9 protein-coding genes and 1 pseudogene are annotated in these 11,147 nt (G+C 33.4%); all 10 read left to right on the top strand.

Going from position 1 to position 11,147, the window contains the following annotated elements; genetic code table 11:
• Window positions 1-486 (top strand): annotated as a pseudogene (locus tag AC061C_RS12735) (hypothetical protein); the annotation flags it as partial.
• Between the two features lie 89 nt (window positions 487-575).
• Entirely contained in the window at window positions 576-1,007 is a 432-nt protein-coding gene (locus AC061C_RS12730) for a hypothetical protein (protein ID WP_478291480.1), read from the top strand.
• A gap of 43 nt (window positions 1,008-1,050) precedes the next feature.
• The gene (locus AC061C_RS12725; protein WP_478291479.1) at window positions 1,051-1,266 is read left to right on the top strand and encodes a hypothetical protein; all 216 of its coding nucleotides are present in this window, start codon (window positions 1,051-1,053) and stop codon (window positions 1,264-1,266) included.
• Window positions 1,267-1,336: 70 nt separating this feature from the next.
• The gene (locus AC061C_RS12720; RefSeq protein ID WP_478291478.1) at window positions 1,337-2,020 is read left to right on the top strand and encodes a HupE/UreJ family protein; all 684 of its coding nucleotides are present in this window, start codon (window positions 1,337-1,339) and stop codon (window positions 2,018-2,020) included.
• Window positions 2,021-2,030: 10 nt separating this feature from the next.
• On the top strand, window positions 2,031-2,651 hold the full coding sequence (locus AC061C_RS12715; protein ID WP_478291477.1) for a hypothetical protein: 621 nt from the start codon (window positions 2,031-2,033) through the stop codon (window positions 2,649-2,651).
• A gap of 28 nt (window positions 2,652-2,679) precedes the next feature.
• Entirely contained in the window at window positions 2,680-7,023 is a 4,344-nt protein-coding gene (locus AC061C_RS12710) for a CusA/CzcA family heavy metal efflux RND transporter (protein ID WP_478291476.1), read from the top strand.
• Window positions 7,024-8,163, top strand: coding sequence for an efflux RND transporter periplasmic adaptor subunit (locus tag AC061C_RS12705; protein ID WP_478291475.1), 1,140 nt, complete (start codon window positions 7,024-7,026; stop codon window positions 8,161-8,163).
• Between the two features lie 119 nt (window positions 8,164-8,282).
• Window positions 8,283-9,401 (top strand): VIT1/CCC1 transporter family protein, encoded by a 1,119-nt coding sequence (locus AC061C_RS12700; protein WP_478291474.1) that lies wholly within the window; start codon window positions 8,283-8,285, stop codon window positions 9,399-9,401.
• Window positions 9,402-9,452: 51 nt separating this feature from the next.
• Entirely contained in the window at window positions 9,453-9,965 is a 513-nt protein-coding gene (locus AC061C_RS12695; RefSeq protein ID WP_478291473.1) for a hypothetical protein, read from the top strand.
• A 264-nt stretch (window positions 9,966-10,229) separates the two neighbouring features.
• Window positions 10,230-11,087, top strand: coding sequence for an ATP phosphoribosyltransferase (gene hisG / locus AC061C_RS12690; RefSeq protein ID WP_417969690.1), 858 nt, complete (start codon window positions 10,230-10,232; stop codon window positions 11,085-11,087).
• Window positions 11,088-11,147 lie beyond the last annotated feature (60 nt).

The following is an 11,147-nucleotide window of genomic DNA, read 5'->3' as shown; positions in this document are numbered from 1 at the left end:
AAAATACGGGATTCTAAGGCTCTTTTTATTTTAGACTTTCGGATAGCAGTGATTTTCTTTAAAAAAAAAATACTTACTTTTGTAAAAATGAATAAGAAATCAATTTACATATTATTTCTTTTTTTAGCTTGTTTCCTTCAATTAGGACATAGCTTATTTCCGCATACCCATATAAAAGAACATCACCACGATGGGAAACACCATCATCATCATGAAGAGCACTCGGATGATAGTCGTTTATCATTATTATTTGCTCATTTAAACCACAATTCAGATACTTTTTCAATTAGTCAATTGGTCGAGGTTGTCAAAATTCTTAAAGAAGTTCCTAATCAATTTTTCATAGTACATAAAACATCAGTTTTTACAAATTCGATAGGATATTATTACAGAAATGAAGTTGTTCGGAATAAAGAACCACTTATTTTTATTTCTCCTCATTTACATTCATTACAATTTCGTGGTCCGCCCACACCTTTTATCTAAACTATTCAATCTTTGAATAATAGGATACTTATTGCCTTTTTTGGGCTATAAGTTAATTTTTTATATACTACTTTCTAAAAACAAAATCAATGAAAAAATTATTGCTTTCAATAGCGTTTACAATAGTATTATCTATTTCAGCTACAACAATTTCACATGCACAAGTAAATACTAATACTATCAAAACACCACATGGTGGAATAATACAAAATTCAGGAGACTACAAAATAGAAATGGTCGAAAGAGAAAATACTATTAGTTTTTATATATTGGATGCGAAAGGAAAAACGGTTTCAAATAAAAAAGTTACCGGCTCGGCGGTTTTTGAATTTTTCAATAAAACAAAAGCAACGAATCCAGTTTCTTTGGACACTAACAATTCTTTATTTGTCTATGTTCCTAAAGCAAATATATATGCTTATTGTACGATCAAATTAGTTGTAAATGGAAAAACAATCTCTTCTAAATTTAGAAACAGCCGAGTTTCTGAACAAGATATTAATCATGGCCACCGACATTAATTCAATTTTATTATTTTTTATAAACCCCATTTAAATTATAATTATGAAAAAAAATTTAATCATAGCTACTATCGCAATCGGAATGTTAGCTTCTTGCAACAAAAAAGCAAACAACGAAACTGAAAATGTAGAAGTTCAATCTACGGAAACCACAGAACAGGTTCAAGTGGTCCTAGATAGCTCCAATCAAGTAATTACGGATAGTATTAATAAAGTGGAGCAAGACAAAATTGATGCGGCTCATGGACACACACATTAATATAATTCAACAGACTACTTCTCTTCTAAAAATTTTAGGGGAGAAGTAGTTTTTTAAAAGGAAAATAAAAATGAATTCAAAAAAAACAATATTTCTTGTTTTACTTTTTTTTATTGGCATCACAGGTGTTTTTGCTCATGGTGTCGATGAAAACACACAAACTTTTTTGTCAGGAAATGACGGGGTTGCATTTGGCCCTTTTCTCTATATTGGCGCAAAACACATGCTTACGGGTTACGATCATTTACTTTTTTTAGTTGGTGTTATCTTTTTCCTCTATCGTCCTAAAGAAGTGGTGCTTTATGTAAGTTTCTTCACAATTGGTCATAGCGCAACATTGTTATTTGGTGTTATGAGTACTATATCAATCAATTCATATTTAATTGACGCCATTATTGCTTTGTCAATAGTGTATAAAGGTTTTGATAATTTAGGTGGTTTCAAAAGATTTTTCGGAACGCAACCCAATACAAAAGCTGCCGTTTTGATTTTCGGATTGTTTCATGGTTTCGGTCTTGCCAGCAAATTGCAAGATTTCAAATTTGGAAAAGAAGGATTGTTTACCAATCTGCTTGGGTTCAATATTGGTGTCGAAATAGGTCAGTTCATAGCATTAACTTTTGTGCTAATCGTTATCACTCTTTGGCGCAGACATTCCAGCTTTATGAAATTTTCAACAGTAACAAATACGTTGCTTATGGCTGCCGGATTTGTATTAATAGGATATCAGCTAACAGGTTATTTTACATCTTAAAAATTAAAAAATGTCAGAAATAAATCATCAAACAGTAAGTAAAAAACACATTGCAAAAGCCGTTATCTTCGCTTTACTGCTTGCTGTAGTAATTTTAGTAAGTGCAGTTTTACCTGCAGAATATGGAATAGATCCAATAGGAACAGGCAAATTGTTCGGGTTCAGCAAACTTCATGTTTCAGATAAAGAGAATCAACAGGAAACAACAACTCAAAAGGTTTTTCCTTTAATAAAAATGGAAAAAGCAGGTTCCGGACCAGAAGTACAGCGACCAATCGAGGCAGATAACCCCGCACCGGAAAAACAATATGCAGAAAGAGAAGACACTATTGAGGTTGTTGTTCCGGCAGGAAAAGGAATCGAATACAAAATCTATATGCTGAAGTATGGAAAAATGAAATACGAATGGACGACTAATAAAGGAATCGTTTATTTTGATTTTCATGGCGAAGTAAAACAAGTAAAAGCAGTTAATGATGTCTATTTTGAAAGCTACACGCTTGCCTATTCTAATAATATGGTTGGTACATTTTATGCTCCGTATGAAGGAAAACACGGTTGGTTTTTTAGGAATAATGAAAATGTGGCTATTACAGTTACGATAAAATTAAAAGGCCAGTATTCAATATAAGTAGTGAACATTCATTAATTCTAAAATTATGCTGAATAAAATCATAGAATTCTCAATAAAAAATAAACTTATCGTTGGTCTTTTTATTATAGCCCTGATAGGATATGGGAGTTATCAATTTACCCAATTACCTATCGATGCGGTTCCTGACATTACGGATAATCAAGTTCAAATTATCACATCAGCACCCTCTTTAGGTGCCACTGATATTGAACGACTGATTACATTTCCAATAGAACAAGCCAACAGTAATATTCCCGGACTGAAAGAAATCCGTAGTTTTTCTCGTTTTGGCTTATCAGTGGTAACGATTGTTTTTAATGATGCTACTGATGTCTATTGGGCAAGACAGCAAGTAACAGAACGATTAAGTGCGGTTAAAGACCAAATCCCCAAAGGTATTGGCGATCCATTTCTTGCACCAGTAACGACTGGACTAGGTGAAATATACCAGTATGCTGTTCGAACCAAACCAGGTTACGAGAAAAAATACGATGTAACCGAATTGAGAACCATTCAGGATTGGATTGTTCGCCGTCAATTATTAAGTGTTGAAGGTGTTGCAGAGGTTAGCAGTTTCGGTGGGAAATTGAAACAATTTGAAATTGCCATTGACCCTAATAAATTGCAATCGTATAATATTTCAATTACGGATGTATTTACAGCATTAGAAAAAAACAATCAAAATACGGGCGGTGCTTATATCGAAAAAGGTCCTAAAGTGTTATACATCCGAAGTGAAGGATTGATTAATACTATCGAAAATATAAAAGACATTTCTATTAAGAACACCAGTAGCGGAGGTCCTTTATTTATTAGGGATGTAGCTGATGTTCGAATTGGGAATGCTATTCGCTACGGAGCAATGACTTTTAATAAAAAAGGAGTGCAATCTGGTGAAGTTTCAGGCGCAGTTGTGATGATGTTAAAGGGAGCCAACAGTAATGTGGTTATCAAAAAAATTAAAGAACGTATTGAGCAAATCCAGAAAACCTTACCTGAAGGCGTTATTGTTGAACCATTTTTAGACCGAACCAAAATGGTGAATAATTCTATTTCAACAGTAGAAAAAAACTTATTGGAAGGAGCATTAATTGTACTTTTTGTTTTAATCTTCTTTTTGGGGAACCTGCGAGCCGGATTAATCGTTGCCTCAGTTATTCCTTTAGCGATGCTAATAGCAGTCATATTGATGAATATGTTTGGTGTTAGCGGTAATTTAATGAGTTTGGGTGCACTAGATTTTGGATTAATTGTAGATGGAGCCGTAATTATTGTAGAAGCCTGTTTGTTTAGTTTACACAGCAGGAAAACGTCTCAAATTACAGAGCAAGAAATGGATAATACCGTATTAGAAACGTCAATAAAAATGCGTAATGTTTCCGTATTTGGAGAGTTGATTATCTTGATTGTATATATTCCAATTTTTACTTTGCGTGGTATTGAAGGAAAAATGTTTTTGCCAATGGCACAAACCATTGCATTTGCATTATTTGGTGCTTTTATATTGTCGCTGACTTATGTTCCCATGATGACTGCTTTATTTTTGAATAAAAACATAACGCATAAAAAAACTTTTTCAGATAGAATGATGGAGAAATTAGAAAATTTCTACCAACCTCTTTTAAATAAAGCATTGGGAATTCCACGAACAATTATTGCTGCAACTTTGGGATTATTTGTTTTAGCACTGATTACACTTTCGTTTATGGGCGGTGAATTTATGCCATCATTAGAAGAAGGCGATTTTGCTGTAGAAACAAGGGTTTTACCAGGAAGTAATTTGCAAACTTCTATGACAGCCATTTCCCAAGGGGCAAAAATACTACTAGAAAAATTTCCCGAAGTAGAGAAAATTGTAGGCAAAACAGGAAGCAGCGAAGTACCTACAGATCCAATGCCTATAGATGCCAGCGATATGATGATCATTTTAAAGGACAAAAGCGAATGGACATCTGCCAAAACTTTTGATGAATTATCAGAAAAAATGGCAAAAGAACTAGAAGCCGTTCCCGGTGTTTCTTACGGTTTTCAATATCCGGTACAAATGCGTTTTAATGAGTTAATGACTGGCGCAAGACAAGATGTAGTGTGTAAAATATTTGGAGAAAATTTAGATACACTGGCTTTATACGCCAATAAATTAGGTAAAATTGTAAATACTGTAGAAGGAACATCTGACCTTTATATAGAAACTGTTACTGGAATGCCTCAAGTAGTAATTGACTACAATCGAGCGGCTATTGCGCAATACGGATTGAATATTCAGGATATTAATCGAATAGTAAACACTGCATTTGCAGGACAAAGCACCGGTGTCGTCTACGAAGGCGAAAAACGATTTGATTTAGTGGTTCGTTTAGAGGGCGAAAAACGTCAGGATTTGGCTGATGTTCAAAATTTATTAATTCCAACACCAAATGGTTTGCAAATTCCGCTATCCCAATTGGCAAAAGTTGAAATTACTGAAGGTCCGAATCAAATACAAAGAGAAGACGCCAAACGTAGAATTGTGGTTGGTTTTAATGTTCGTGGCAGAGATGTACAAAGTATTGTAAAAGAATTACAAGGAAAAGTAGAAGCTAAAATTAAATTTCCTGCGGGCTACTATCCAACTTATGGTGGTGCTTTTGAAAACTTAAACGAAGCCAAAAACCGTTTGATGATAGCTGTTCCGGTTTCCTTATTATTAATATTTCTTTTGCTATATTTTGCATTCAATTCCGTAAAACAAGGACTATTGATTTATTCTGCAATTCCACTTTCGGCAATTGGAGGTATTTTCTTTTTAGCGTTGCGAGGAATGCCTTTTAGCATCAGTGCCGGAGTTGGTTTTATAGCCTTATTTGGTGTAGCAGTTCTTAATGGTTTGGTATTAATTGCAGAATTTAATAGTATTCGGAAATCAGGCGAAACCAATTTAAAAGCGATTGTTTTACAAGGGACTAAAGTACGTTTACGCCCAGTTTTAATGACCGCATTTGTTGCCTCATTAGGATTTTTACCGATGGCATTAAGCAACGGATCTGGTGCCGAAGTACAAAAACCATTGGCAACTGTTGTGATTGGAGGATTATTGGTGGCCACCTTCTTAACCTTATTTGTTTTACCAATTTTATATATCATGTTTGAAAAAGGAATTCAATTAAAACCGAAAAAGATGAAATCAATTACAACAATATTTGTATTGGGACTGTTTTTTTCTTTTCAAAACGCAGATGCTCAGGAAAAAATTTCAATTGAGAAAGCCATTGAAACTGCTATTTCAAACAATATAAAAATTAAAAATGCAAAACTAAATTCTGAATATTTGCTACAGATGACTAAAACGGGCTACGATATTTCCAATACAGGAATTATTGGCGAGTACGGTCAGTTTAACAGTAATGTTAATGATATAAAAATTGGTGTTTCGCAAACAATTAAGTTCCCAACAGTTTACAAAAGGCAGAAACAACTGCTAATTGAAGAAGCCAAAACGGGCAAATGGAACGAAGCTTTACAGAAAAAAGAATTAAGTAGACAAGTAACTACACTGTTTTATGAAATGATTTATCTCAAAGAAAAAGAAAAATTATTACAAAAAAGTGATAGTATTTATTCTGAATTTTTAAGAAAATCAACGCTTCGTTTTGAGAAAGGAGAAAGCAATATATTAGAAAAAGCAACTGCCGAAAATCAATCAGGGCAAATAAAAATGCAACTTCTAGAATTACAAAGTGATTATAAAATGAAACAATTGCATTTCAAATATGTCCTGAACACCGATAAAGACTTTATCCCGGTTTCAGATACATTCAAAATGGATTTTGATGAAAATTTAGAAAAAAATGCTACCGACAATCAACCCAGTGTAAAATTATTTGAGCAAGAAGTAAATAGTAACAAAGCGCAAATTTCACTTGAAAAATCAAAAAAATTACCCGAATTAATAGGCGGTGTTTACTGGCAGACATTCAAAACACAAACGTCTTTTCAAGACGGCTATAATGGTGTATACGGACAATTTGGAGTGGCGCTACCGCTTTTCAATTCAAACATTAAAAACAGACAAAAAGCATTAGAAATCAACAGTCAAATTGCAGAAAATAATTTGACTAATGAAAAAATAAAGTTACAAAGTCAGTATAACGAATTCATTCAAGAAGCGAAAAAACACGAAGAAACTATTGCTTATTTCGAAAGTAAGGCGTTAAAGAATGTAGATTTGGTAACTAAAGCCGCTAATGATAAATTCATCAATGGTGACATCAATTATTTAGAATGGGTAATGCTGATCAATCAAAATACAGAAATTCAAAGCAACTACATTGAAACAGTTAGAAAATTCAATGAAACAATTCTTAAATTAGAAAATTTAATATCAAAATAAATGAAAAATACAGTCATTACTTTAATAGGGTTGTTTTTTCTGTACTCGTGTGGTAATAAAAAAACAGAAAACGATCCCGAAGCGTCGGGAGAAGCTTCTCCTGCTATTGAAAACACAACAACACTTACTGATGCACAAATAAAAAATGCTGGTATTGAAACAGGGAAAATCGAGCAAAAACAGATTTCATCACTGTTAAAATTAAATGGAAAAATAGATGTTCCGCCTCAAAATTTAGTGTCTATAAGTGTTCCAATGGGAGGATATTTAAAATACACTAAACTTTTAGAGGGAATGTATGTGACCAAAGGACAAGTTTTATGCGTTGTTGAAGACCAACAATACATTCAATTGCAGGAAGATTACCTTTTGGCAAAAGCAAAAATTGGATACGCTAAATCCGAATTCGAAAGACAAAAAGAGCTCAATAGGAGCAAAGCTAGCAGCGATAAAGTATATCAACTTGCACAATCAGAATACAATTCACTATCGGTAATGGTGCAATCGTATGGAGAGAAATTAAAATTCGCGGGGATAAATCCAAATAAAGTATCGACAAAAACCATTTCAAAAAGTATTAATGTGTATTCACCAATAAGCGGTTATGTGTCTAAAGTAAACGTCAATATTGGAAAATATGTAACTCCAAGTGATATATTGTTTGAAATTGTAAATCCTTCCGATATTCATTTAGCACTAACCGTATTCGAAAAAGATATTAATAAAATGGTTATCGGTCAATCTGTAGTTGCTTACACGAACACTGATCCAGAGAAAAAACATTATGGCAAAATCATTCTTATCGGAAAAGATTTTTCAGAAAACAAAAGCACAGAAATGCATTGCCATTTTACTAAATACGATAAAACACTATTGCCTGGAATGTATATGAATGCCGAAATTGAATTAAACAGCCAGCAATCAAATGTGTTGCTTTCAGAAGCTATTGTAAATTATGAAAACAAGAATTATATCTTTATTGACAGGGGAAACAAGCTCTTTGAAATGAAAGAAGTTACAACCGGAACATCAGAAAATGGATATGTAGTACTTGATTCGAATCAAGATTTAAATGACTTAAATATTGTTGTAAAAGGGTCTTATTCACTTTTGATGAAAATGAAAAATTTAGAGGAATAACTGTTAGATTTATAATCTAAACGGAATAGTTTTAAATGAAAATCTTTACATTAGTACAATGAATAATGTAAAAATAGTGATCTGTAAAATTATTAATTTGAAAAAGTAAATAAGACAAAATGGACCTGAATAAACTTAAAGATCAGTTGCAAACAGAGGTTGATACCGCCTTTTTGTATGATAGTATTGCTGCCATTCAATCTGATGAAAATCTTTCTAGAGTTTTACTAAGCTTAGGAGAAATAGAGAAGGGACATGCGAAACACATGTTAGATAAAGTGCATACAATAGAACCGAATTTCAAAATGCCTTTGCCATCTAGTAGAGCAAAATTTCAATTGAAGTTGGGTAAAATTTTCGGTTATAGTTCCATAATTAGCTCGTTATCTTCAATAGAAAAACAGTTTGCTGAAAATACGGTTCGAAACAAAATTAAAACGGGTGAAAAACCAACCGGTTTTGAACACAATCACCTAAATATTATTGAGGCTGTAAATAATAATGCGGCTCTAAATGTTTCTGGTGGGTTGTTGTCTAAATTTGAAAGTCGCCATAAATCCGTAGGAGGAAATGCTTTGCGAGCAGCGGTTTTGGGTTCCAATGATGGATTGGTTTCTAACATGAGTTTGGTCATGGGAGTTGCAGGAGCAGCCGTTTCTAATGATACAATATTGTTGACCGGAATTGCAGGACTTTTGGCAGGTGCTATATCAATGGCATTAGGTGAATGGCTTTCGGTGCAAAGTTCTCGAGAATTAAACCAACGCCAAATTAATTTAGAAACAGAAGAATTGGAAGCTTCTCCCGAAGAAGAGAAAAAAGAATTGGTTTTATTGTATCAAGCCAAAGGAATGAATGCGGTCGAAGCACAAAAATTGGCAGATAAAGCATTTGAAAATCCGCAAACTGCGATTGATGCCATTATCACTGAGGAATTAGGAATTGACAAAGAAGAATTAGGCGGATCAGCATGGGAAGCAGCAGCAGCATCATTCGTACTTTTTGCTATCGGAGCGATTATTCCATTATATCCTTTTATGTTTTTAGACGGAAAAGATGCTGTTTTGTTAAGTGTCGGAAGCAGTGTTGTGGGGCTTTTTGGGATTGGAGCCGCTATCACTTTACTAACGGGAAAAAGTATTTTATTTTCTGGATTTAGACAGGTTTCTTTTGGATTGGTCGCCGCCGCAATTACGTATGGAATTGGCTCTTGGATAGGCGTTTCTTTGGTAGGATAATATTTTTAAAATTTTAAATCAATAATAAATAATAACTAAAACTTTAAAATAATGAATGACGCACACGTACACCTATTTGTAAACCATTTCCCTATTTGTGGAACAATCCTTGGACTCGGAATTTTAATCGCTAGCTTAGTTCTCAAGAACAAATCCGTACAAAATACAGCTTATGTATTATTTGTAATTTCAGCTATTTTTGGCTTTTTTAGTATGTTTACCGGCGAAGGAGCGGAGGAAATGGTCGAAGATTTCCCTGGAATAGGAAAAGCAATTATTCACGAACATGAGGAATTAGCAGAAAAATTAGCAATAGTATTGTATTTACTAGGCGCAATTTCTGTTTTAGGAATAATTCTAAATATTAAAAATCATGCTAAGGCAAAATTTATTTCTGTGGTAGCAGTTATTGTTGCGATTCCAGCAGTTTATGTGTCCACATTGGTAGGAACTTCAGGTGGGGAAATTCGCCATACAGAAATTAGAGAAAATTATTTAAAGACGACGGGCAGTGCAGAGGAAACATCTCCAAGAAATTCTAAAATTAAAAGTGAAAACAATTAAAATTCACAATTTTTAAGAAATAAGTTATATTTAGAATTGGATTATAAATAATTAATCCTTTATCTTTGCATCAAATTCAAAAACATAAAATGTTTACAATACAATTACATCATCATCATTTTCATTATTGCTCTCAAGCGATGTGTTAATGGTATGCATGTAAATCATCATATTTAAAAACCCGTTTGAGTACATCAAACGGGTTTTTTATTACCTCAAATTGTACTCAAACATTATCATTCTAAAAAAAACAAAAACAAAAAAATGAGTACATTAAAAATTGCAATTCAAAAATCAGGTCGTTTAAACGAAGATAGCATTCAAATTCTAAAAGATGCTGGTATCTCCATTGATAACGGAATAGACCAATTAAAAGCCGAAGCATCTAACTTTCCACTTGAAGTTCTCTATTTAAGAAATTCAGATATCCCACAATATTTGATGGATGGCGTAGTAGATATTGCTATCGTTGGTGATAATTTATTGGTTGAAAAAGGCGGAAATATTGAGGTTATTCAAAAATTGGGTTTTTCAAAATGCAAAGTATCTGTTGCTGTACCTAAAGCATTTGAGTACAACTCTGTAAAGGATCTTGACGGAATGCGCATAGCTACATCCTATCCTAAAACGGTACTGGATTTCTTTAATTCAAAAGGCGTTACGGTTGACATTCACCAAATTTCAGGTTCGGTAGAAATTGCACCAAACATTGGGCTTGCTGATGCTATTGTAGATATTGTATCTAGCGGAAGTACGTTGTTTAAAAATAATTTAAAAGAAGTGGAAGTTATTTTTAAAAGTGAAGCAGTTTTGGCTGTTTCTCCAAAAGTAAGTCCCGAATCTCAAAAAATTATCGACACGTTAAAATTCAGAATCGAATCTGTTTTAAGAGCTAGAAAATCAAAATACATTTTGATGAACGTTCCTAATGATAAGATTGAAGCAGTTGGTAAAATTCTTCCAGTTTTACGTAGCTTAACTGTTTTGCCGTTGGCACAAGAAGGTTGGAGCAGCGTTCACTCTGTAATTGATAAAGATACCTTTTGGGATGTTATCGATCAGTTGAAAGAGGCTGGTGCTGAGGGAATTTTAGTATGCCCAATTGAAAAAATGGTGCTGTAAGAACTTAAAAGTATAACTTATTTTAGTAAAAATTCATTGCGAACTTTGCGAAAACCTTTG

This window comes from Flavobacterium sp. GNP010 (genome assembly GCF_056428945.1).
The sequence above is the reverse complement of the archived record's forward strand: the minus strand, read 5'-3'. Positions and strand labels throughout refer to the sequence as shown.